At 69.6% G+C, this 23,406-nt stretch carries 22 protein-coding genes and 1 riboswitch; of the genes, 5 read left to right on the top strand and 17 right to left on the bottom strand.

Translation table 11 applies throughout. The annotated features are described in order from the left end of the window. Positions 1 to 13: 13 nt before the first annotated feature. Complete coding sequence (locus ACWDZ4_RS30630; RefSeq protein ID WP_451511643.1) at positions 14 to 676, top strand: pyridoxamine 5'-phosphate oxidase family protein; 663 nt, start codon at positions 14 to 16, stop codon at positions 674 to 676. Positions 677 to 791: 115 nt separating this feature from the next. Here ACWDZ4_RS30630 and ACWDZ4_RS30625 read toward each other — a convergent pair whose 3' ends face one another. From ACWDZ4_RS30625 to ACWDZ4_RS30610, 4 genes are all read right to left on the bottom strand, one after another. Beyond that, positions 792 to 1,763, bottom strand: coding sequence for a DMT family transporter (locus tag ACWDZ4_RS30625; protein ID WP_451511642.1), 972 nt, complete (start codon positions 1,761 to 1,763; stop codon positions 792 to 794). A gap of 161 nt (positions 1,764 to 1,924) precedes the next feature. Next, positions 1,925 to 2,926 carry an EamA family transporter gene (locus ACWDZ4_RS30620; protein ID WP_451511641.1) on the bottom strand — a complete coding sequence of 334 codons (1,002 nt, stop codon included), beginning with the start codon at positions 2,924 to 2,926 and terminating at the stop codon, positions 1,925 to 1,927. A gap of 40 nt (positions 2,927 to 2,966) precedes the next feature. Then, positions 2,967 to 3,509, bottom strand: coding sequence for a Clp protease N-terminal domain-containing protein (locus tag ACWDZ4_RS30615; RefSeq protein ID WP_451511640.1), 543 nt, complete (start codon positions 3,507 to 3,509; stop codon positions 2,967 to 2,969). A gap of 180 nt (positions 3,510 to 3,689) precedes the next feature. Next, entirely contained in the window at positions 3,690 to 4,280 is a 591-nt protein-coding gene (locus ACWDZ4_RS30610) for a PadR family transcriptional regulator (RefSeq protein WP_451511639.1), read from the bottom strand. Positions 4,281 to 4,418: 138 nt separating this feature from the next. On the opposite strand from ACWDZ4_RS30610, the gene ACWDZ4_RS30605 reads away from it, so the two are divergent. Next, positions 4,419 to 5,234, top strand: a complete 816-nt coding sequence (locus ACWDZ4_RS30605; protein WP_451511638.1) for a PhzF family phenazine biosynthesis protein — start codon at positions 4,419 to 4,421, stop codon at positions 5,232 to 5,234. A 96-nt stretch (positions 5,235 to 5,330) separates the two neighbouring features. On the opposite strand, the gene ACWDZ4_RS30600 is transcribed toward ACWDZ4_RS30605, so the two are convergent. Further along, positions 5,331 to 6,152 (bottom strand): CPBP family intramembrane glutamic endopeptidase, encoded by an 822-nt coding sequence (locus tag ACWDZ4_RS30600; protein ID WP_451511637.1) that lies wholly within the window; start codon positions 6,150 to 6,152, stop codon positions 5,331 to 5,333. Positions 6,153 to 6,349: 197 nt separating this feature from the next. Then, the gene (locus ACWDZ4_RS30595) at positions 6,350 to 7,858 is read right to left on the bottom strand and encodes a glutamate-cysteine ligase family protein (protein WP_451511636.1); all 1,509 of its coding nucleotides are present in this window, start codon (positions 7,856 to 7,858) and stop codon (positions 6,350 to 6,352) included. A 495-nt stretch (positions 7,859 to 8,353) separates the two neighbouring features. Between ACWDZ4_RS30595 and ACWDZ4_RS30590 the strand changes: the two genes are divergently transcribed. Next, on the top strand, positions 8,354 to 8,956 hold the full coding sequence (locus tag ACWDZ4_RS30590; RefSeq protein ID WP_451511635.1) for a hypothetical protein: 603 nt from the start codon (positions 8,354 to 8,356) through the stop codon (positions 8,954 to 8,956). A gap of 344 nt (positions 8,957 to 9,300) precedes the next feature. After that, a complete protein-coding gene (locus tag ACWDZ4_RS30585) occupies positions 9,301 to 9,498 on the top strand; it encodes a DUF5999 family protein (RefSeq protein WP_344500781.1) in 198 nt (65 codons plus the stop codon). Positions 9,499 to 9,613: 115 nt separating this feature from the next. On the opposite strand, the gene gcvP is transcribed toward ACWDZ4_RS30585, so the two are convergent. Next, positions 9,614 to 12,499 (bottom strand): aminomethyl-transferring glycine dehydrogenase, encoded by a 2,886-nt coding sequence (gene gcvP, locus ACWDZ4_RS30580; protein WP_451511634.1) that lies wholly within the window; start codon positions 12,497 to 12,499, stop codon positions 9,614 to 9,616. 235 nt (positions 12,500 to 12,734) lie between these two features. Beyond that, positions 12,735 to 12,831, bottom strand: a riboswitch (glycine riboswitch). A gap of 114 nt (positions 12,832 to 12,945) precedes the next feature. On the opposite strand from gcvP, the gene ACWDZ4_RS30575 reads away from it, so the two are divergent. Next, entirely contained in the window at positions 12,946 to 13,311 is a 366-nt protein-coding gene (locus tag ACWDZ4_RS30575) for a PRC-barrel domain-containing protein (RefSeq protein WP_451511633.1), read from the top strand. Here ACWDZ4_RS30575 and ACWDZ4_RS30570 read toward each other — a convergent pair. The 10 genes from ACWDZ4_RS30570 to ACWDZ4_RS30525 form a co-directional block, all read right to left on the bottom strand. Beyond that, a complete protein-coding gene (locus ACWDZ4_RS30570) occupies positions 13,239 to 14,681 on the bottom strand; it encodes a DNA polymerase IV (protein ID WP_451511632.1) in 1,443 nt (480 codons plus the stop codon). The genes ACWDZ4_RS30575 and ACWDZ4_RS30570 overlap by 73 nt on opposite strands. A gap of 68 nt (positions 14,682 to 14,749) precedes the next feature. Then, positions 14,750 to 15,370, bottom strand: coding sequence for a MerR family transcriptional regulator (locus tag ACWDZ4_RS30565; RefSeq protein ID WP_451511631.1), 621 nt, complete (start codon positions 15,368 to 15,370; stop codon positions 14,750 to 14,752). Between the two features lie 167 nt (positions 15,371 to 15,537). Next, positions 15,538 to 16,011: a bifunctional nuclease family protein gene (locus tag ACWDZ4_RS30560; protein WP_006123076.1), complete on the bottom strand. Its 474-nt coding sequence runs from the start codon at positions 16,009 to 16,011 to the stop codon at positions 15,538 to 15,540. A gap of 53 nt (positions 16,012 to 16,064) precedes the next feature. Further along, positions 16,065 to 16,808 carry a transcriptional regulator FtsR gene (gene ftsR / locus ACWDZ4_RS30555; protein ID WP_451511630.1) on the bottom strand — a complete coding sequence of 248 codons (744 nt, stop codon included), beginning with the start codon at positions 16,806 to 16,808 and terminating at the stop codon, positions 16,065 to 16,067. Between the two features lie 17 nt (positions 16,809 to 16,825). After that, positions 16,826 to 17,782 (bottom strand): FHA domain-containing protein, encoded by a 957-nt coding sequence (locus ACWDZ4_RS30550; protein ID WP_451511668.1) that lies wholly within the window; start codon positions 17,780 to 17,782, stop codon positions 16,826 to 16,828. Between the two features lie 82 nt (positions 17,783 to 17,864). After that, positions 17,865 to 18,656, bottom strand: a complete 792-nt coding sequence (locus ACWDZ4_RS30545) for a DUF881 domain-containing protein (protein ID WP_451511629.1) — start codon at positions 18,654 to 18,656, stop codon at positions 17,865 to 17,867. Positions 18,657 to 18,661: 5 nt separating this feature from the next. Beyond that, complete coding sequence (locus tag ACWDZ4_RS30540) at positions 18,662 to 18,994, bottom strand: small basic family protein (RefSeq protein ID WP_023543062.1); 333 nt, start codon at positions 18,992 to 18,994, stop codon at positions 18,662 to 18,664. Continuing rightward, positions 18,991 to 19,914: a DUF881 domain-containing protein gene (locus tag ACWDZ4_RS30535; protein WP_451511628.1), complete on the bottom strand. Its 924-nt coding sequence runs from the start codon at positions 19,912 to 19,914 to the stop codon at positions 18,991 to 18,993. Before ACWDZ4_RS30535 ends, ACWDZ4_RS30540 begins: the two co-directional genes overlap by 4 nt. Positions 19,915 to 20,011: 97 nt before the next feature. After that, positions 20,012 to 22,507, bottom strand: coding sequence for a sugar phosphate nucleotidyltransferase (locus ACWDZ4_RS30530; RefSeq protein WP_451511627.1), 2,496 nt, complete (start codon positions 22,505 to 22,507; stop codon positions 20,012 to 20,014). A gap of 118 nt (positions 22,508 to 22,625) precedes the next feature. Next, the gene (locus ACWDZ4_RS30525; protein ID WP_344500765.1) at positions 22,626 to 23,234 is read right to left on the bottom strand and encodes a CDP-alcohol phosphatidyltransferase family protein; all 609 of its coding nucleotides are present in this window, start codon (positions 23,232 to 23,234) and stop codon (positions 22,626 to 22,628) included. Between the last annotated feature and the right edge of the window lie 172 nt (positions 23,235 to 23,406).

Here is a 23,406-nt window from a genome sequence, read left to right as displayed (position 1 = left end):
AATGGAGAGAGCAATGCCGGACACCAGCTCCTACACGCCTTCCGAGCGCACCGTCCCGACGCGTTCCCGGGAGCGCGCCTCTTACGACCGCGAGCTGGTGCACGCGATACTCGACGAGGGTTACGTCTGCCACCTCGGCTTCGTCCGCGACGGCGCCCCGGTCGTCCTGCCGACGCTCTACGGCCGGATCGGCGACCGCCTCTACGTGCACGGTTCCACGGGCTCCCGCCCCCTGCGCATGGCCGGCCGGAGCGATCCCGGCCTCGCCGTCTGCCTGACCGTCACCCACGTCGACGGCCTCGTCCTGGCCCGCTCCGCCTTCCACCACTCCATCAACTACCGCTCCGTGGTGGTCCACGGCATCGCCCACGCGGTCGTGGACGAGGAGGAGCGCCGCACCGCCCTGGACGCGCTGGTCGACCACGTCGTCCCCGGCCGCTCCTACGACTCGCGCCCGGCCGACGCCAAGGAGCTCGCCGCGACCGCCGTGATCCGCCTCGACCTGGAGGAGGTCTCCGCGAAGGTCCGCACCGGCGGCCCGGGCGACGAGCCCGAGGACGCCTCGCTCCCCCACTGGGCGGGTGTCGTCCCGCTCGTCCGCGGCCACGGCGCGCCGATTCCGGCGGACGACCTCGATCCGGCCGTCGCCCTGCCCGACTACCTCACCACCCTCTGAGGGACCGTACGGAGAACCGGCCGCCGCGTACCGGAGCCGGCGGGTGCCCGCGAAGGCGCCCGCCGGCTTCCGGACACGGACCAGCACGGTCCGCCGCCCCCTGCACGAGAGCCCCCTACACGAGAGCGGCGGCCCTCCGGCCCAGCGCGGCGGTCCTGGCCTCCGCGACCGCGAGACCCGCCACCGCCGCGAGCAGCAGCAGCGTCCCCGCCACGGTGGCCGGCGCCAGGTGCTCGCCCAGCAGGACGACCGCGATGACGGCGGCGCTCACCGGTTCGAGCAGCGTGATCACCGAGACGGTCGCGGACCGGACGACGGCCGCCCCCGCGAAGTACAGGGCGTACGCGAGCGCCGTCGGCACCGCCGCCACGTACACCAGCAGCCACAGCACCCGCACCGGATCGGCGGTGTGCGGCAGCAGCCCTTCGGCGGCCGCGAACGGCAGCAGGCACAGCGAGCAGATCGCGAACGCCCACGCGGTCGTCGCGAACGGGTCGGCCCCGCCCCCGTCACGCCCGAGCCGGCGCGTCAGCAGCGTCATGGCGGCGTACCCGGCGGCGGACAGCAGCGCGAAGAACACGCCGACGGGCCGCACCGACGTACCGCCGCTGCCCAGCACCATCACGGCGAGCCCCACGAGCGCACCCGCCACGGTGAGCGCCCCGGCGCGCCCCAGCCGCTCTCCCATGGTCAGTCGCGCCCCGAGCGCGATCAGCACCGGCGCCGCGCCCATGGTGACGACGGTGCCGACGGCGAGCCCGGTGGCCTGGACGGCCGCGAAGTAGGCGCTCTGGAAGACCGTGAGTCCCAGACCGGTGACGAGGATGCGCGTCACCCGCCGCCTGCGGGGCTCGGCGGGCGCCACCGCCGCGACGGCCGGGCGACGGCGCAGCGCACGGGCGGCCACGAGCAGCACCAGGCCGCCGGCGCAGCGCCAGAAGGACAGCGCGAGCGGCCCGAGATCACTGGCCAGGAAGGTCAGTGAGGCGGCCGCCCCCGCGGTGCCCCAGGCCGTTCCGGCGACGATCAGGTAGATCAGGCCACGCCGGACGGGCAGGCCTGAGGAAGGGCAGGAGGATTTCGACACGTGACTTCTCCGCGTGAAGACGGGACAGGTGGTCGCTCGGCTCCGCACGCGGGCAGCGACGAACCGCTCGGGGACTGCCCGAGCCCGGTCTTCGTCTTCGGCAAGGCCGCCCGCGTTACGCGGCGGGAGGCGGAAGCACAGTCGAATGCATGATCGTCACCCTACGGCGCGGTCCGCTCGGCGGACAACTCCCCGTCCGCATGCCGGAGATCCGCGCCCGCCCCCGTGAGCCCGCCCGCGACGGGCCCGCCCGGCGCCTTGGGCGCCGACGACTGGGCGATGAAGGCACCGACGAGCACCACGGCTCCGCCGATGATCTGCGGCGCGGACAGGTGCTCGCGCAGCAGTACCCACGCCAGTACGGTCGCGATGACCGCCTCCAGGCAGGCGACCACACCGGCCACCTGCGGCGACAGTCTGCGCACCGAGACCACGCCCGTGACGTACGCGAGGACGGTGGCGATCAGCACGATCCAGCCGAGCAGCAGCGCGGCCGGCACGTCCGCCCCGCCCATCTCCGCGCTCCCCGCGAGCAGTGACCAGTCCATGCCCCAGGGGCGCGCCACGACGGTCAGCACCGCGGCGCCGATGAGCAGTCCGTACGCGATGACGCCGAGCGGATCGGCCGCGTCGTCGCCGGTGCCGCCCTGGTCGGACAGGACGAAGTAGCCGACCTGGCAGCAGGCGGCGCCGAGCGCGAACAGCAGCCCGAGCGCGTCGAAACTCAGCCCCGCCCACACCTCGACGACGCAGGCCAGGCCCCCGACGGCCAGCACCACACCCACCGCCGCGGCGCGCGTCACCGGCCTGCGCTGCACGAAGCGGACCCAGCCGAGCACGAGCGCGGGGGCGAGGTATTCGACGAGCAGGGCGACGCCGACCGGGATCCGGGACAGCGAGGCGAAGTAGAAGGCCTGCACACCGGCGACCGCGAGCAGGCCGAAACCGGCGAGCAGAGCGGGTTTGCGCAGCAGCAGGGCGCGGTGGCGCCAGGCCACGGGCAGCATGACGAGCGCGGCTCCGGTCACGCGCAGCCACACCACGTGCAGCGGGTCGAGCCCCGCTTCGATCAGCGGCTTGGCCGCGACACCCGAACCACCGAATGCGAACGCCGATGCCAGGGCAAGTCCCAGGCCGGCGCTCCTCCCCTGAGACGCTTGCATCGGCACATCATGCCAGGTGAGGTCAGGAGCTTCATCTCCGTCACACCTGACGGGATTCTCCGTGCAGGCGCCCCGCCAGCAGCTGCGTGTCGACACCGGCCCGCCGGAGCACCTCCGCCGCGCGGCAGCAGGGCTCCGCGGCGAGCACGGCGAGCAGGTCGAGGCCGCGGGCCCGCCGGTCGTCACGCGCCGCGGCGCGCCCCAGCGCACCCGCCATGGCCGCGACAGCGGCGGGCGACCAGCCCGCCACGCCGGTGTCCCCCGCCCTGGGCACCGCGCCGGAGTCCTCCACCGTCCCCTGCCAGCGCAGCCCGTAACCGATGCTGCGCTGCACCAGGTAACCGAGCACCCTGGCGACCTGCGGGCCGCCGTCGAACGCCGCCCTGACATCGGGGTCGGTCTCGATCACCGAGTGCAGCAGATGCGCGGTGTCGATCTGCCGGTCACCGTCCCGCAGCGCCCGCCTGCGCGCACCCGCGACCACCGAGGCGAGCTCCGCGGTGAGCTCGGCTTCGATGTCTGCGCAGGAAGGAGGGGGCCGAGGAGCAGGCTGCTGAGGAACCCGTGGGGTACGGCTTTGCACACCTCCCACCTCATCCGCCGCCGCCGCCGACGGCATCCCCGGCGGGAAGCATGTGCGCATCCGACAGAAGGTGGGCACCCCGTGCGAGCCCTCCTCCTTACGGATGAGAGCAGGGAAACCCGGACACCCCGATGCGAGACGCCGGGATTCCCCGCCCTCTCAGCCCTCAGTCCTCGGTCCTCAGTCCTCGTCGGCGAGGATCAGATAGAGCTTCTTGCGGGACTCGTTGATGACGGCGAGAGCCTTCTGCCGCTGCTCGGCCGATCCGGTCTTCCAGACCTGGCCGAACGCCTCCATCAACCCGAACCCGGCCTGCCGGATCTCGTTCACGTTCTCCCAGTCGATGCCGCGCCCCGCTTCCTCCCAGGGAGCCCGCGGCCCGGCCTCCGCCTCGGTACGCCCCGCGTCGGTGAGGGTGAACAGCTTCTTGCCGCCCTCGCTCTCGCTGACGATCAGCCCTTCGTCCTCGAGCAGCTGGAGCGTCGGGTAGACCGAGCCGGGACTCGGCCGCCAGGCCCCGCCGCTGCGCTCGCCGATCTCCTGGATCATCTCGTAGCCGTGCATGGGCCGGTCCGCCAGCAGCGCCAGGATCGACGCGCGTACGTCGCCGCGCCGCGCCCGCCCGCGAGGTCCGCCCCGGCCGCGTCCGCCGCCCCACGGCCCGCCGAACGGCGGCCCGAAGGGACCGAACGCGGCGCGCCGCCCCTCGAATTCACCCCGGCCGCGATGACCGGGCCCGCAGTCTCCATGTCCGTGTCCATGTGAACGCATCGCCGCGCTCCTTCCATCGGTGACCTGTCGCGATGCTTCAACGATATATCGGAAGGACTCTTCCGCCAAGCGTCGAAGAGCCAGTCGTACGAAATTGGCCTTGGCCTGCGGCTTCACCCCGCCGCTACGTTCATGGCCATGCGGATTCGAATCGTCGACGCCTTCACCGACCGCCCCTTCGCCGGAAATCCGGCCGGAGTCCTGTTGCTGGACTCCGGCGGCTTCCCCGACGACGCCTGGCTCCAGCGGGTGGCGGCCGAGGTGAACCACCCCGAGACCGCCTTCGCCCACCCGCTCCCCGCCGGCGGCGACGCCGACTGGGCGCTGCGCTGGTTCACCCCCACCACCGAGGTGGACATGTGCGGCCACGCCACCCTGGCCACCGCCCACGTCCTGCACACCACGGGCGCCGCGACCGGCACCGTCCGCTTCTCGGCGCGCTGCGGCATCCTGACCACCACCGTGCGGGAGAGCGGCGCCTACACCCTCGACTTCCCGACCGCGCCGCTCACCGGGGCGCCCGTCCCCGACGGCGTGAGCAGGGCGCTGGGCGCCGAGGTCCTCTCGGCCCACGACACCGGGCCGCACATCGGCGACCTGCTGGTCGAGCTGGCCGACGAGTCGGCCGTACGGGCGCTCACGCCCGACTTCGCCGCCCTCGTGGCCCACTCCAGGCGCGGCATCGTCGCCACGGCCGCCGCCGAAGACCCCTCCCGCGGCTACGACTTCGTCTCGCGCTGCTTCTTCCCCCGGGCCGGCATCGACGAGGATCCGGTGACCGGCAGCGCGCACACGGCCCTCGCCCCGTTCTGGTCGGCCCGCCTCGGCCGCGACGAGCTGACCGGCCTCCAGGCTTCCGCCCGCTCCGGCCTCGTCGCCGTGTCACTGCGCGGCGACCGCACCCTGCTGACCGGCGGGGCCGTCACCGTCATCGACGGCGAGCTGTTCGCCTGACAGCTCCGGCGGCGCGAAGGGGCGTACCGAACGTCCCGTACGGAACCCGGACTTCCCGTGCGGGACGGAACTCCGGTACGCCCCCTCCTCACGCCCTCAGGCCGTCGGCAGCCATCCCACCCTGCCCGCCAGCAGCGCGTATCCGACGAAGGCCCCGACGTCGAGCAGCGCGTGGGCCACGACCAGCGGCCCGACCCGCCCCCAGCGCCGGTACAGCAGCACGAAGACCGCGCCCATCACCAGGTTGCCGATGAAACCGCCGATCCCCTGGTACAGGTGGTACGAGCCGCGCAGCACCGAACTCGCCGCCAGAGCGGCCATCGGCGACCACCCCAGCCGATCGAGCCTGCGCAGCAGGTACCCGACGACGATGACTTCCTCCAGCACGGAGTTCTGCATCGCGGACAGGATCAGCACGGGAAACTTCCACCACACCGAGGGCAGCGATTCCGGCACCACCGTGAGGTTGAACCCCGACTCGATGGCGACCAGGTAGAAGGCGAGGCCCGCGCTGCCGATGCCCGCCGCGACCAGCACCCCCCGTCCCAGGTCCGGCCACGGCCGCGTACGGTCGAACCCGATCGCGCGCAGCCCGGCGCCCTCCCGCGTCAGCAGGTACGCGACCAGCACCACAGGCACCAGCGCCGACGTGATGCCGAACAGCTGCCAGGCGAGATCCAGCCACGGCCGCCCCGGTGTGTACGACCCGTTGAGCTTCGCCGCCTGGTCCTTGAGCCCGCCCGGTTTCGTGAGCGCTCCGACAAAACTGATCAGGGACGACACCGCGCTCGCGCCCAGCGAGAGCGCGAGAACGATCAGAACCTCGGTACGGAGGGTCCGTGGCGTCACCCCCCGCCCAGGATGAGAACCGGCCACCCGCCCCGCCTCTGCCTGCACACCAGCCTCCAGTTCGGCCATCCCGCCTCGTCACCGGCTCCGCCGCCAGGGTCTCGAACACGGGCACGGAGATCGCGCGTGACAGGCCCCGGGACGTCACAGCTTGCCCGACGACGCGGCGACGGACGGCACCAGGTCAAGAAACCGGCTCCGGCTCACATCCACGGCACACCCCGGGCTCCGGCGACGGCCCACCCGTCACCCGGCCGGCTGCCCCCTCAGGCCCGTCCCGGGAATCCCGCCGGCCAGGTGTGCACCGGATCGCCCTGGTGCATCAGCTCGCTGTAGCGGCGGGTGGTGGCGGCCAGTGCGGCTTCGCGTTCCAGACCGGCCTCCAGGGCACGGTGGTACGTGTCCACCTGCCAGGAAGCACCGTTCACGCGCCGCCTGCACCGCTGCTCGATGACGCCGAGGTAGTAGTCGCGGTCCGCGGGCTCGATGCCCCATGCGTCGAGCCCGGCCGCGGCCAGCGGCAGCAGCTCCTCCCGTACCAGCCTGACGGCCGGCACCCGCGCGGTCCCGTTCGCACGCCCCGGCTTCGGCCAGACGATCTCCGCGTCGATGCCGTGGCGGCAGGCCGCGTCGAAGTTCTCCTCCGCGGCCTCGAAGGGAAGCCGCTTCCACACCGGCCGCGCGTCCTCGGCGAGCGCCCGGACCAGCCCGTAGTAGAAGGCCGCGTTGGCGATCACATCGGTCACCGTCGGTCCCGCGGGCAGCACCCTGTTCTCGACCCGCAGGTGCGGTACGCCGTCGACCAGCCCGTACACGGGCCGGTTCCAGCGGTAGACCGTCCCGTTGTGCAGCACCATCTCCTGGAGCCGCGGCACCCCGCCGTCGTCGAGCACCAGGAGCGGGTCCTCGTCGTCGCATATCGGCAGGAGAGCCGGGAAGTAGCGCACGTTCTCCTCGAAGAGCTCGTACGCCGACTCCACCCACCGCTCACCGAACCACGTCCTGGGACGTACGCCCTGGGCCTTCAGCTCCGGCGGGCGGGTGTCGGTGGCCTGCTGGAAGAGAGGCGGCCGCGACTCGCGCCACAGCTCGTGCCCGAAGAGGAACGGCGAGTTGGCACCCACGGCTACCTGCACCGCCGCGATCGCCTGGGCCGCGTTCCACACATCCGCGAACCGGTTCGGCGTGACCTGGAGGTGCAACTGCACCGAGGTGCAGGCCGCTTCGGGCGTAATGGAGGCGAAGGTGCAGGTCAAGCGCTCGACACCGGCGATGTCGAGGGTGAAGTCCTCACCCCGCGCGGCGACGATCTGATCATTGAGCAACTGGTAGCGGTCGATGTCGGAGAGATTTGCCGAAACCAGATCATGGCGCCCGAGTGTCGGCAGAATTCCGATCATCACAATGCCGGCGGCGACCTCCTCCGCCTTTCTGTTGGCATACCCCAGGCTGGTGCGCAGCTCCTCCGCCAGCTGATCGAAGACCCGGCCTCCCAGCCGGTGCGGAACAATATTCACTTCCAGATTGAACATTCCGAGTTCGGTCTGGAAATCACTGCTGGCGATCCGGTCGAGGACCTCAGCGTTCATCATCGCCGGCATCCCGTCGGCCCCGGCGAGATTGAGCTCGATCTCCAGTCCCATGAGATTCCTGGGACGGTCGAAGCGCTTCTCCGCCAGCAGCCGCTCCAGCCCCTCCAGGCACTGCTGGAGTTTCCTCCGGTACCGCTGCCGGTCCGACAGATCGAACCCGCCTGCTACGACCTTCTCCCCCATCGAAGTACCCCTCCTCGAGTGGGCGGCTCACAGCATCGGGCATGGACGTCACGATCGATGATGCCCAGACATGCCGATCCGTAACGCCCCACGGCCGCCGAGGACCGAGTACCCTCGGCCGGGAAGCCCAGCGGCACATTCACTCGGCATGCGACAGAAAGCAGATACCAGCGCCCTGCCGTCGGTGAGAAAAGCCGATGATTTCCGGCCTACCGCTTTCGCCGGAACTTTCCAGGCCACGGGCCTGAGCTCCCAGTGAATGGGTAGATTCTCCGCAGGAAAAGGTCCGGATACCGCCTTGCCCGCAATGCCGGCGACCGCTAGTCGAAACATCATGTGAACACATGTCGTATAAACTCCGCAGACGAGGCAGAGAGTTGGCGCCCGGCCATCGTCCCACGGCCCCCCTCTGACCCCGCACCTGCATCACACGCAGACAGCGCCGTCCGCACCGCCCACGTATCACCGTGTCTCCCAAGTGAGAGGCGACCCACCATGCCGCTGCTTGTCCCCTCGGCTCCCGCGCCCGCCCTGCGCAGCGTCCTCGCGGCACTCGGTTCCCCCACCGCCGTCCGGGAGGCCCGTCCCGCGGCCCTCCGTGCGGCCCAGGGACCCCTCAGCCCCGAGTTCCCTCTTCCCGTCCACGTCCTGGACGGGATCATCCCCTCCGGCAGGCCACCGCGCGCCCGGCTGACCGGCTGGCGGTTCCTGATCCGCAGCGGCGACCGCACGGTGGCCGCCGCCGACAGCATGCTCACCCCCGACGGGTGGGCCTTCTCCCATTTCTGTGAGGGCCCGTACATCACCTCCAGCGAGCGCGCGCTGCGTCAGGCCGAGGCGATGACGACGCGCTACCAGCCCCGCCTGCTGTCCGTGCCGGAGCTCTACATGCTCACCCTGTGGCTGCACGACGGCCCCGAAACCCACACCGACGCCTCCGACACGATGCCGCTGCCGACGGACCTGCTCGTGCCCCTGGCGCCCGCGCCGCCCGGCATCGCCTCGCACCGCCCGCACCGGGTCGCCGACCTGCTGCCGCTGCTGACCCACCGGCTCGCACCACCGGCGGCCACCCCGCTCCTCAGCCAGTCCGCCTGACGACAGCGCGACAGCGCGACCAGCCCTCACAAGCTCCTCGCGACGCCCTTCACGTCCCCTGTGCCCCGTGCCCGCTCCGGCACGGGGCACAGTACTGACCCATGCCGACCCGTCCGGACTAGCCCGTACCGGCCACCCCGAACCACCCGAAAATACGCCCCGGTTGAGCTGAACCGCCCGCACGGGTGACGCGTCATCAATCAGTGAGGAGAGCTGTCGTGAAATCCCTGCGGATCGACGTCCGTAGGGCAACACTGGGACCGGACCGATTGATACGGGGGGCGGCCATGAGCACCGCATCGAGCCGCAGGACACTCACCACAACGCAGCGAAAGAACCCTTCCATGTGCCAGCACCAACCAGCCTGCCCGACCGCCGAATCCGCCGATCGGGAAGCCGCCCGTCTCGTGGCACACCATCCGGAGCAGGGCTGGAGCCTGCTGTGCAACGGAGTTCTCGTCTTCGAGGACACCGGCGAACTGCTGCCGGACGGCCAGATCATCGCCCCGCACCGCCCGCTGGACGTCGTCAAGGCCGCGTAGCCCGGCCCGTACGCCGAGTACGGCCGTAGCGCGGTACGACGGAGGGGCCGGTCCGGAGAAATCCTCCGGACCGGCCCCGACGCACATCGGCGCCTCTGCGCCGTCCCCGCGTCCGTCAGTTGTCGTACGCGTCCAGCGGCGGGCACGAGCAGACGAGGTTGCGGTCACCGAACGCGCCGTCGATCCGGCGCACCGGCGGCCAGTACTTGTCCGAGGCCGAGACCCCGGCCGGGAAGACCGCCACCTCACGGCTGTACGCGTGCTCCCACTCGCCGCCCAGCGCGGCCGCCGTGTGCGGCGCGTTGCGCAGCGGGTTGTCGTCCGCGGGCCACTCGCCCGACGCGACCTTCTCGATCTCGCCGCGAATGGCGATCATCGTGTCGCAGAACCGGTCGATCTCCGCCAGGTCCTCGCTCTCGGTCGGCTCGATCATCAGCGTCCCCGCCACCGGGAACGACATGGTCGGCGCATGGAAGCCGTAGTCGATGAGGCGCTTGGCGATGTCGTCCACGCTGACGCCCGTCGCCTTCGACAGCGGCCGCAGGTCGACGATGGCCTCGTGCGCCACCAGCCCGTTGGGGCCGGTGTAGAGCACGGGGTAGTGCGGCTCCAGCCGCTTGGCGATGTAGTTCGCCGCGAGCACGGCGACCTGCGTGGCGCGCTTGAGCCCCTCGCCGCCCATCAGGCGGACGTACGCCCACGAGATCGGCAGAATGCCCGCCGAGCCCCACGGAGCGGCCGAGATGGGCCCCACGCCCGTCTCCGGACCGGCCGTCGGCTGGAGCGGGTGGTTCGGCAGGTACGGCGCCAGGTGGGCCCGTACGCCGACCGGACCGACGCCGGGGCCGCCGCCGCCGTGCGGGATGCAGAAGGTCTTGTGCAGGTTCAGGTGGGACACGTCCCCACCGAACTTGCCCGGCTTGGCGAGTCCGACCAGCGCGTTGAGGTTGGCGCCGTCGACATAGACCTGACCGCCGGCCTCGTGCACCGTCGCGCAGATGTCGGCGACGTGTTCCTCGAACACCCCGTGCGTGGACGGGTAGGTGATCATCAGCACCGACAGCTCGTCGCGGTACTGCTCGATCTTGGCGTGCAGGTCCTCGACGTCGACCTCACCGTCCTCGCGGGTCTTGACCACGACGACCTTCATGCCGGCCATGACCGCGCTCGCCGCGTTGGTCCCGTGCGCGGACGACGGGATCAGGCACACCGTGCGCTGCTCGTCGCCATTGGCCCGGTGGTACGCCCGTACCGCCAGCAGCCCTGCCAGCTCGCCCTGTGAACCGGCGTTCGGCTGGATCGACACCGCGTCGTACCCGGTGACCTCGGCCAGCCGCTCCTCCAGCTCCCGGATGAGCGTCAGGTACCCCTGCGCCTGCTCGACCGGCGCGAAGGGGTGGACCGCCCCGAACTCCGGCCAGGTGACCGGCTCCATCTCGGTGGTCGCGTTCAGCTTCATCGTGCAGGAGCCGAGCGGGATCATGCCGCGGTCGAGCGCGTAGTCGCGGTCGGCGAGCCTGCGCAGGTAGCGCAGCATCGCGGTCTCGGAACGGTGCTGGTGGAAGACGGGGTGCGTGAGGACCTCGTCGCTCCGCAGCAGCCCCTCGGGCAGCGCGTCGGCCGTCTTCGCGTCGAGCGCCTCGATGTCGGCGTCGACCCCGAAGGCCGACCAGACCGCGGCGACCTGCGCGCGGGCCGTCGTCTCGTCGCAGGCGAAGGAGACGTGGTCGGCATCGACCAGGTACAGGTTGACCCCGCCCTCACGGGCCGCGGCGACGACCTCGGCCGCCCTGCCCGGGACCCGCGCGGTCAGCGTGTCGAAGTACGAGCCGTGCACGACCTCGACCCCGCCGGCCCGCAGACCCTCGGCGAGCAGCGTCGCGTACCGGTGCGTGCGGCGCGCGATGCCGCGCAGCCCGTCGGGCCCGTGGTAGACGGCGTACATGCCGGCCATGACGGCGAGCAGCACCTGCGCCGTGCAGATGTTGCTGGTGGCCTTCTCCCGGCGGATGTGCTGTTCCCGCGTCTGGAGCGCCAGCCGGTACGCCTTGTTGCCGTCGGCGTCGACGGAGACACCGACGAGCCGCCCCGGCAGGCTGCGCGCGAACTTCTCACGTACGGCCATGAACCCGGCGTGCGGGCCGCCGAAGCCCATCGGCACACCGAAGCGCTGGGTGGTGCCCACCGCGATGTCCGCGCCGAGCTCGCCGGGCGAGGTCAGCAGCGTCAGCGCCAGCAGGTCGGCGGCGACGGTGACGATCGCACCGAGCTCGTGCGCCTGCTCGATGACGGGCTGGATGTCCCGTACGGCGCCCGAGGCGCCCGGGTACTGAAGCAGCACGCCGAAGACACCGCGCCCGGCGACCTCGGCCGGAATGCCTCCGGACAGATCGGCGACGACGACGTCGACACCGGTCGGCTCCGCACGCGTCCGGATGACGGCCACGGTCTGCGGCAGCGTGTCGGAGTCGATCAGGAAGACGCCGTTCTTGACCTTGCCGACGCGGCGCGAGAGCGCCACGGCCTCGGCGGCCGCGGTGCCCTCGTCGAGCAGGGAGGCGCCCGAGGTCGGCAGACCGGTCAGATCGGCGACCATCGTCTGGAAGTTGAGCAGCGCCTCCAGCCGGCCCTGCGAGATCTCCGGCTGGTAGGGCGTGTACGCCGTGTACCAGGCCGGGTTCTCCATGACGTTGCGCAGGATCACCGGCGGCGTGAAGGTGCCGTAGTAGCCGAGCCCGATCATCGGGGCGAGCACCTGGTTGCGGTCCGCGAGCGTACGCAGCTCGGCCAGGACCTCGGCCTCGGTGCGGGCGTCGGGCAGCCCGAGCGCCTCGGCGCTCTTGATGGCGTCCGGCACCGCGGCCGCGGTCAGCTCGTCGAGCGAGCCGTACCCGACCTGGGCGAGCATCTTGGCCTGAGCTCCGGCATCGGGCCCGATGTGGCGCTGCTCGAAGGGGATGCCACGCTCGAGCTGCGAGAGCGGAATGCGGTGTGCGGTCATCTGCGGAAGGCCTCCTGGTCTGACGCGACCTGCGAGGGGCACCACGGCACGGGTGCCCGGACGGCCTCCCCCTCTGTCATCTCAACCTGAGAGCTTCACCGGAAGACCGTACGGACATCGCTGACGTCGAAGGTCGTTCCGGCTTTCACCGTCGGTGAGGAAGGGAGCCGCGACAGGTGCTGTGCTGCTCTCCAGCACATGCCCGCCCGACGCCCGCCCTGCTTTCCAGAGTGACCTCGTCCGTGCGGTACGGGGGCCTGAGAGATTCCGGGGAGGATTTGCTCCTTCGGCGTCCCCGGCATGTTCACCGGCGACTCTCCCGCACGGGGTCAGCAGCCATTTGCCAGCCTACCAGCGGGCCTCGTCACAGATCCCTCGAGTGGCCGAGTCCACAGTTGTGGCCTTTCGTAGGGTCTACGGAGCAGCTGCGATCAGTTGGAGGGACCGTGCAGACCGACATCGATCCGCGCAGTCTGATCGGCCGGAAGGCGTTCGACCGCAATGGCACCAAGATCGGAACGGTGGACGAGGTGTACCTCGACGACGCCACGGGGGAACCCGAATGGGCAGCCGTACGCACCGGCCTCTTCGGCCGCGACGCCTTCGTCCCCCTGGAGCCCAGCACGGTCGTGAACGACTCCCTCCGCGTCCCCTACGACCGCTCGCTGATCAAGGACGCCCCGGACTTCGGCGTCGGCCGCCACCTCTCCCCCGAGCAGGAACTCCAGCTCTACCACCACTACGGGCTCGACATCTCCTCCCCCGCCCCCGGCCGGGACTTCGGCCGGCTGGCCGGTGACGACCCCGCCTGATCCCCGGCCGCCCTCACCAGCGGGAGCGGATCCGACGGCACCAGATCCGGATCGTCCACCTTGAAGGTCCGCACCCGCCCGGGCGCCGACGTCGGCTCCTCGAACCGCACGGTGACCCGTCCGACCCCGCTGCCCTGCACCCATCCCGCTCCGTACGCGACGTGCCGCACGTCCTGCCCGGCCAGCCACCGGCGCTCCGGCGGCGGCTCGGGCACCGGCGCCGCCAGCACCCCGCCGCCGCCCGGGTCCGTCTGCACGGCTTCTTCCGCCGACTGCGACTCCGCCTGCGCCCGCTCACCGGCCGCCTGGGCGAAAAGGTCTTCCTGCGTGAAGTCGGCGAGCCCGGTGACCCCCACCCCGAGCAGCCGCACCCCGCCCGTGGTGTCCACCGACTCCAGCAGCCGTCCTGCGGCCTCGCGCACCACTGCGGGGTCGTCCGTCGGCCCCCGCAGCGTCTCGGAACGCGTCAGCGTCGAGAAGTCGTACCTCCGCACCTTGAGGACCACCGTCCTGCCCGAGCGCCCGGCCGCCCGCAACCGCTGCACACACCGGTCGGACAGCCGGACCACTTCAGTCCTGATCCTGACCCGGTCGTGCAGGTCCACCTCGAAGGTGTCCTCGACCGACACCGATTTCGCGTCCCGCTCGGCCACCACGGGCCGGTCGTCGTGCCCGACGGCCATCCGGTACAGCGAGACCCCGTGCGCCTTCCCCAGCAGCCGTACGAGCTCGTCCTCGCCCGCTTCCACCAGGTCGACGACGGCCGTCATCCCCGCCCGCCGAAGGTGCTCCCCGGTGGCGGGCCCGACCCCCGGCAGTGTCCGTACGGGCATCGGCCCCAGCAGCTCGCGCTCGGTGCCCGGCTCTATCAGCGTCAGCCCGTCCGGCTTGGCCTGCTCCGACGCGATCTTCGCGAGCATCTTGGAGCCCGCGAGCCCCACGGACCCCGTGAGCCCCGTGACCGCCCGGATGTCCGCCCGCAGCCGCTCTCCGGCCCTGCGGGCGGAAGCCGAATCGTCGGCCACCCCGCCCGCCTCCAGATCGACGAAGGCCTCGTCGAGACTCAGCGGCTCCACCAGCGGGGAGAGCCGGCCGAGGAGCTCCATGACCTGTTCGCTCACGGAACGGTAGAGGGAGAAGCGCGGCATCAGATAGGCGGCGTTCGGGCACAGCCGACGGGCCTGGGCCACCGGCATCGCGGAATGCACCCCGAAGCGCCTGGCCTCGTACGAGGCGGTGGCGACGACCCCGCGGGTCCCGATGCCGCCGACCACCACCGGCTTTCCGCGCAGACTCGGCTTCGCCGCCTGCTCTGCGGCGGCGTAGAAGGCATCCATGTCGAGATGCAGGATGGTGGGCGCGGCTCTCACACCACCGATGCTGCCGTACGGCACTGACAATCGGCGGCCGGCAGCACGGCAGGGGGCCGGACCGCCCGTCAGACCGCCTTGTTGCGGCGCCGGGCGAGTTCGTCGGTGGGGTTGTGGCCCACCAGCGTCTCGCCCGTGTCGACGCGCTCGCCGTGCAACTGGGACAGCGCACTCTCCACGTCCCGCCAGACCACGCCCACGGCGATCCCGAACACGCCCTGCCCGCCCTGGAGGAGTTCGACGACCTCGTCGGGCGACGAGCACTCGTACACCGTCGCGCCGTCGCTCATGAGCGTCATCCGCTCGAGATCCTGAAACCCGCGGGCCCGCAGGTGCTGGACGGCGGCCCGGATGTTCTGCAGTGCGACACCGGTGTCCAGGAACCGCTTGACGATCTTGAGGACGACGACGTCGCGGAAGCTGTAGAGACGCTGTGTACCCGACCCGTAAGCGGGCCGCACGCTCGGCTCGACCAGCCCCGTGCGCGCCCAGTAGTCAAGCTGCCGGTACGTGATCCCAGCCGCCGCACAGGCGGTCGGCCCCCGGTATCCGACGCTGTCCGTGCTGTCGGCCGCCGCTGTCCCGCCCATGGCCGACGTCACGCTCTGCCGCCCCGCCAGAGGGCCGACCGCACTGCCGTGAAGCGGATACGGCCCGCCCGCCACCGTACCGTCGCCGCTGCTTCTCACGCCGACCTCCGTCCTTGACCTGCCCTGTCGACGGTAGGCAGTCACCCGGGGTGCGTCAACGATCGCCACACTCGGCACGCCGAGTGATAATCACCCTGAGAGTGGTTTCCCGTGCCCCACTCCAGGGAAAGGCTACTCGAATGCGCGGACAGCCCCTGGTGCACGGCTCACTGGCTGTTGGTCCCGAAGTCCTCGGGAGAGATCTGGTCGAGGAACTCACGGAACTTCTCCACCTCGTCCTCCTGCTCGTCGGGGATCGCGATGCCCGCGTCGTCCAGCACACCGTCACTGCCGTAGATCGGCGTTCCGGTGCGCAGCGCCAGCGCTATGGCGTCCGAAGGCCTCGCACTGACCTCGACTCCACTGGCAAAGACCAGTTCAGCGTAGAAGACCCCTTCCCGCAGGTCGGTGATGCGGACTTCGGTGAGCTCCTGGCCGACCGCTTCGAGTACATCCTTGAAGAGATCATGGGTCAGCGGCCTGGCAGGGGCCATCCCCTGCTGGGCAAAGGCGATCGCGGTCGCCTCCCCCGGCCCGATCCAGATGGGGAGGTACCGATCGCCTCCCACTTCACGCAGGAGCACGATCGGTTGGTTCGAGGGCATTTCCACCCGGACACCTACGACGTCGAGCTCGTTCACACAGCAACCCTAGGACGTGCCTGGCAGGTTTGGGTAGTCGGGCTCCCCCATGCTCAGTGCAGCCGTACGCCGAGAGCCGCCTGGATGAGGGCCGAATGGAGCCTGACGGACAACTCCGCGAGCTCCTTGGTCGTGGCCTCCGCATGCGCTCTGGTCTGCGGATTCCGGTGCCGACGCAGGGGCGCGACGACCTGCTCCACCAGGCCGGCCTCCCGTTCTGCCGCCGCTTTCACCGATCGCAAATGCCGCGGCTCCAGACCGAACCGTCCCAGGTCGGCGACGAGCTTGGCCACCGTGACGGCGTCGGCGTCGTACCCACCGCCCGGCAGGGACGAGATCAGACCATACGACTCCCACTCCTCGAGCTCCTCCTCGCCGACCTCGGCTGCGGCCAGGAACTCCGCGCGGCCGATCCGCACTGTGGCCGGGCGCTCGGCCTCGCCCTCCGGCGAGCCCTCGCGCACGTCACGCGGCCCGCCGGCAGGCGGGAGCTGCACCTGCTCACCGCGCTCCAGCGCTTCGAGATGCTCGCGAATGACCTTGAGCGGAAGATAGTAATCGCGCTGCATACGCAGCACCTGGGCCAGCCGCTCGATGTCGTTCTGGCTGAATTTGCGGTAGCCGGAGGGCGTCCGCTGCGGTTCGACAAGCCCCTCGGTCTCCAGGAAACGAATCTTGGAGATGGTGACCTCGGGAAACTCGTCGCGCAACAGGTTCAGCACGGTGCCGATGCTCACCAGCCGATCGCCTGCGGTGGCGGTGCCGTCTCCGGCACCGCCCGTCAGTGTTCGCAGCATGGACCTTCCCGTACGGGTCAGATGGCCCGCTGGCTCGCGTAGAAGACCAGTCGGTACTTACCGATCTGCACCTCGTCGCCGTTCGACAGCGGAACCGAGTCGATCCGCTCGCGATTGACGTAGGTGCCGTTGAGACTGCCGACATCCGAGACGGTGAACCCGCCGTCAGCACCCCGACGGAACTCCACGTGGCGCCGCGAGACAGTCACGTCGTCGAGGAAGATGTCGCTCTGCGGGTGCCTGCCGGCCGTGGTCAGCTCACCGTCCAGGAGGAAACGGCTGCCCGAATTCGGACCGCGTCGCACCACCAGCAGCGCCGCACCGAGCGGAAGGGCGTCGACGGCCGCCTGGGCCTCGGGCGAGAGCGAGGGAAGAGCGGTCTGCCCCGTCACTTCCGCCTCGTACGCCTCGAGCCCGGAGATGGAGATCGTCGACGTCGTCTCCGAGGGACGCTCGGCGGCGACTCCGGCCCGCAGCGGTGCCCCGCAGTTGGAACAGAAACGGCTGGCCTCGGCATTGCGATGCCCGCACCTCGTACAAACCGGCAAGGCCGACATGGACGGATCCTCCTGCCGCGGCTGCCCCTCACGGGCATGGGATGCGTACGGATCGGAGGCAAACTCTCCACCCGTACTTGAGGCTGGTGATTCCCCGAAACCTATGCGGCCAGGACCGGTGGGGTCAACGGCCGACGCGCCCCGGCCGCCCGAAATGTCACCATCTGGACCAGTGACCTCGTCCCGGAAGAGCGGGCGCTCACCGCCCTGCTCGTCAACTTCTCCACCACGCGGAGCACGGTGGCGGGCGGTGCTATTCGCACTGTCCTCGCGTGCACTCTTGCCGAACAACTTCGCAAACAACTTCACGGGCGATTCCCCTTGACTGAAACAGACCCGCCCGTGGGGCAGGACGAACCCTGAATGAACACACCTGCCGAACCGGACATCTTCACAACGTCCGTATCCACCAAACAGTTTCCACCACGCGCCATGCCTTCGGTGCGCCGACCCCCCGCAACCTGATGCCCTTGTCCCGGTGCCCCCATGCGCCCCTGCCTCACCGCGGTGACGACCGAGCGTAGTCAGGCCGCTTCACCGGTCGCAAGGCATCCACGACGATCTTCTCGGAGCGGGCGACAGTAGCGACGGCCTGCTCCTTCTCCAGCGTCTGCACGACACCGCCGGGGATATTGAGCGCGGGCTCCAGGTCCTGCGGCTTGCCGATCACCTCGAAGCGGTACGGGGCGCCGATCTTCCGCCCGTCCACCTGGATGCCGCCGTCGCTGTCGGAGAAGTACGTGTCCGCGACCACCCTGACGTCATTGACCTGGATCGCTTCCGCGCCCGCCGCCCGTAGCTCCTGGATCGCGTCCAGCAGCATGTCGGCCTCGACCGTGGAGTGCGGGTCCGTGATCGTCAGCGTGATCCCGGGCCCCTGCGCCGCCACCGTACCGGCCAGCACGCCGAGCTGACGTTCCTTCTCCAGCGTTTGCCTACGGGCCTCTTCCGCCTGGTCCGAGCTGTTTTCCAGCTCGGTCCTCTGGGCGTCGAGCTTCTGCTTCTCGTCCTCGAGCCGCTGCGTACGATCGTCCAGTTCGTCCAGGATGCGCACCAGGTCCTCCTGACGCGCTCCCCGCAGCGCGCTGTCGTCGCTGTTCGACCTGACCTGGATCGCGAGTCCGAGCCCGAGCACGAACAGCAGCAGCGCGACCACGAGTTGCGCCCGCGTGACGCGCGGTGGCCACAGACCCGCGATCAGCCGCTGGCGCCCTGTCGAGGGCCGCTGCGCCACCGGCTCCTGAGCCCGCGCTTCTTCTTCGCCGTGCTGGGGTGTGTCTTCTGTACTCATCTGCCTCACGCCCGGAACACGTGACGGCGAATCGCCGCCGCGTTGGAGAAGATCCGGATGCCGAACACCACGACCACACCCGTGGACAGCTGCGCGCCGACGCCCAACTTGTCACCCAAGAACACGATCAGCGCCGCCACCACGACGTTCGACAGGAAGGACACGACGAAGACCTTGTCGACAAAAATTCCGTCAAGCATGGCCCGCAGACCACCGAAGACCGCGTCGAGGGCCGCGACGACGGCGATCGGCAGATACGGCTCGACTACCGCCGGCACCTCGGGCCGGACCAACAGTCCGACCACGACTCCCACGACGAGGCCCAGTACGGCGATCACGATGTGCCCTTCCCTGTGTTGGCCGCGCCTTTCTTCCCGGCGCCCCCGGCCAGCGGCTCTGCTGTACGTACGATCAGGCTCGGCGCGGCAGGAAGCCGGACCTCGTCCTGAGCGGAAATGCTTGTCCTGATGCCGTAGTTCTCCTGCAGCACATGCAGGTACTGACCGTCGGCACTGTCCTGGAAATCGGTACTCAACCGCTGCCCGTCCCCCACCGCCAGCACCGTGTACGGGGGCACCAGCGGTCTGTTGTCGACCAGTATGGCCTCGCCGGCGGCGCGGATCGCCGACAGGGAGGTCAGCCGCTGCCCGTTGATGGCCACCGCCTCGGCGCCCGACGACCACAGACCATTGACGATCCTCTGCATGTCCCGGTCCCGCAGCCGGCCCGTGTCGGAGAAGCTCGTGCTCTCCCGGGGGCCGCCGCCGCCCTGGGCCGTGTCCTTGGCATCGTCCACGACAAGCTTCACACCCGGGCCCTGCACAGCCGTCGCTCCCGACAGCAGAGCCACCAGGCCACCCTGGTCACCGCCGTGTTCCTGAAGCGCCTTTCGCTGCCGCTCTCCCACATCGGCCCGGAGCTTGTCGACATTCTGCTCCAGCTTGTCGGCCGCGGAGGTCTCCGCCTCGACACGGTCGATGAGCTCTTCACGTTCCTTCGCGACAACCGGTGCCGCAATCCGCGCCTGTGCGGCGCCAACGGTGACGACCAGGGCGGCCAGCACAAGGCCCGCGGCCAGCCCGAGCTTCGCGCGCAGCGTGCGTGGCATGCCCGCACTGCCGTCGGCCTCCCTGCGGGCCGCCGCCTCCGCGTACCCGGCGTCGAGGCTGTGGTCCATCACATTCGTCAGCAGCGACATGGACGCGTCGGGGCGCCGAGGTGGAGGAGAGGTGCTCCGATCAGGGGACTGCTGCGACATGCCGCACATCGTCGCACGCCGGAGCTGTTACCGCCGAATGACCCCACCGGTGTGCCGGACGGGGCGGTCACGCCCCGTCCGGCACACCGGTCACACCTCAGTGACCTGCGCTGTCCACGATCGCGGACCACTCGTCGAGCAACGCCTGGGCCGAATCGTCATCGGGCCCCTCGGCCCACAAATGAGTGACAGCCTCCGCCGGATCCGGCAGCACCATCACCCATCGCCCGTCCGCCTCGACCACACGCACGCCGTCGGTCGTATCCACGAACCGATCTCCGGCGGCCTCGACCACGCGGCGCATGACGAGACCCTTCACCGCCCACGGCGTGGCCAGGTCCCGTCGCAGCACATGGGCTCGCGGTATCCGCGCGTCGATCTGGCTCAGCGTGAGCTGGGTTCTGGCCACCAGACCGATCAGCCGCACGAAGGCGGCGGAGCCGTCGAAGACGCTGCTGAACTCGGGAATGATGAAGCCACCACGCCCGTCGCCACCGAAGATGGTGGACTCTTCACGGCCCACTCGTGTCAGGTCGTCCGGCGACGTGGTCGTCCAGTCCACCTGTGTTCCGTGGTAGGCCGCGACCTGTTCAGCGATCCTCGTGGTGGTCACCGGCAGCGCGACCCGCCCGCTGCGCCGTTCAGCTGCGACCAGATCAAGCATCACCAGAAGCGCCCGGTCGTCCTCGATGATCCGTCCGCGCTCGTCGACGAGCGACAAGCGCTCACCCACCGGGTCGAACCGCACTCCGAAGGCGGCCCGTGCCGAAGCGACCATCTCACCCAACCGCACAAGACCGGAACGGCGAGAGTCTGCCGTCTCTGTCGGCCTCGACTCGTCGAGCCCAGGATTGATGGTCAGCGCGTCGACCCCGAGCCGTCCCAGCAGGCTCGGCAGCACAAGACCGGCACTTCCGTTGGAAGCGTCGACGACGACCTTGAGCCCCGATTCGGCGATACCCGTGACGTCCAGGTTCCGCAACAGCGACCCGGTATAGGAGTCGAAGACACTGGCCGGGAAGTGCAGATCGCCGATCTCGCCGGGAAAGGCCCGCCGGTACTCCTGCCGGGCAAACACCCGGTCGAGCTTGCGCTGTCCGGCCTGCGACAGGTCCGCGCCACGCTCGTCGAAGAACATGATGTCGACGGAGTCCGGCACACCCGGAGTCGTACGGATCATGATTCCGCCGGCGCTGCCACGCGCCGTCTGCTGACGCGCCACCGGCAACGGCACGTTCTCCAGATCGCGTACGTCGATGGCGCTCGCCTGAAGTGCCGAGATCACCGCCCGCTTCAGCGCACGCGCACCACGCGAGTGATCACGCGCGGTGGTGACCGTAGCCCCCTTCTTGAGCGTGGTGGCGTAGGCACCCGCGAGGCGCACCGCCAGCTCGGGGGTGATCTCCACGTTCAGGATGCCGGAGACACCGCGCGCTCCGAAGAGATGTGCCTGCCCCCTCGATTCCCAGATCACCGAGGTATTGACGAAAGCGCCGGCCTCGATGGTCTTGAACGGGTAGACCCGCACATTGCCCTGAACAATCGATTCCTCACCGACGAGGCACTCGTCCCCGATGACGGCGCCGTCCTCGATCCGCGCGGCCCGCATGATGTCGGTGTTCTTGCCGATCACACAGCCGCGCAGGTTGCTGTGCTGGCCGATGTAGACGTTGTCGTGCACGACGGCCCGATGGAGGAACGCCCCGCTCTTGACGACGACATTGGAGCCCACGACCGTGTGCTCCCGGAGCTCCACGCCGGCCTCGACCTTGGCGTAGTCACCGATGTAGAGCGGCCCCCGCAGCACAGCGTCCGGGTGCACTTCGGCACCTTCGGCCACCCAGACTCCGGGCGAGATCTCGAAACCGTCGAGATCCACATCGACCTTGCCCTCCAGGACATCGGCCTGGGCCTTGACGTAACTCTCGTGCGTGCCCACGTCTTCCCAGTAGCCCTCGGCGATGTAGCCGTAGATCGGCTTGCCTTCCTTCATCAGCTGAGGGAAGACATCGCCCGACCAGTCGACAGAGACGTCCGCCTCGACATAGTCGAACACTTCGGGCTCCATGACATAAATGCCCGTATTCACGGTGTCCGAGAAGACCTGCCCCCACGTGGGCTTCTCCAGGAACCGTTCGACCTTCCCCTCCTCGTCCACGATCGTGATGCCGAACTCCAGCGGATTCGGTACCCGGGTCAGACACACCGTGACCAGTGCGCCCTTCTCCTTGTGGAACCTGATCAGGTCGGTGAGATCGAAGTCGGTGAGGGCATCACCCGAAATGACAAGGAACGCATCGTCCTTCAATGCTTCCTCGGCATTCTTCACACTGCCGGCAGTGCCGAGTGGCTTCTCCTCATTGGCATAGGTGAGCTCCATCCCAAGCTCTTCGCCGTCACCGAAGTAGTTCTTGACGAGCGAAGCCAGGAACTGCACGGTCACGACGGTCTCATTGAGCCCATGCCGCTTGAGCAGCCGCAGCACATGCTCCATGATCGGCCGATTGGCGACCGGCAGGAGCGGCTTGGGCATGCTCGAGGTCATGGGGCGAAGGCGAGTGCCCTCGCCACCAGCCATCACGACGGCCTTCATGTCGGAAAATTCCTCCTCGAACAGACAACGGTCTAGCCGACTTCACCCAGCCAGGGCTGCCCGAGAGGCATCATGCACAGACAATCAGGCACTTGGGTTGCACCGTAATGGGCAGGCTTCAATCGGCCGCGGTCTCCGCCTTCACCAGCCGGCGGACCTGAACCACGTAGAGGATTCCTGCCCACCAATACAGAGTTGTACCCCATCCGGCGAACGCCCATCCGAAAATAGCAGCCAGTGACGGTAGCCACCCGTTTCCGTCACTGAGAAGCAGCAACGGGAACGCGTACATGAGGTTGAAGGTGGCGGCCTTCCCCAGGAAGTTGACCTGCGGCGGCGGATAGCCGTGCTTGCGAAGGATACCCACCATCACCAGGAGCATCAGCTCACGGGCCAATAGGGCAGCGGTGAGCCACAGCGGCAGGATCTCTCGCCATGTGAGACCGAGCAGGGTGGAAAGGATGTACAGCCTGTCAGCCGCCGGGTCGAGCAGTCGCCCGAGACTGCTGATCTGGTTCCAGCGGCGGGCGAGCTTTCCGTCGAGATAGTCGCTGATGCCGCTGAGCATCAACACCAGCAAGGCCCAGCCGTCACTCTTGGGCCCACCGAACACGGGCAGGAGGATCAGCCACAGAAACAACGGCACGCCAACGAGACGAGCCATGCTGAGGATGTTCGGGATGGTGAGCACCCGGTCCGTCTGAACGCGGGTCTCCTGGACCTCCACCCGGGGGCCTCCTGTGGAAACGTGCCAATGATGCCCCTGACCTTACCCGTACCCACAGTCGGCAGATGCCGAGGGGTGCGGCAGGGCCCGGAATGCAGGAAAGCCCCGCACCATGAATGGTGCGGGGCTTTCCCACAATGATTGTTCGGCGGTGTCCTACTCTCCCACAGGG

This window comes from Streptomyces sp. NPDC003016, assembly GCF_053591455.1.
This window is presented reverse-complemented; position numbering and strand designations above follow the sequence as displayed.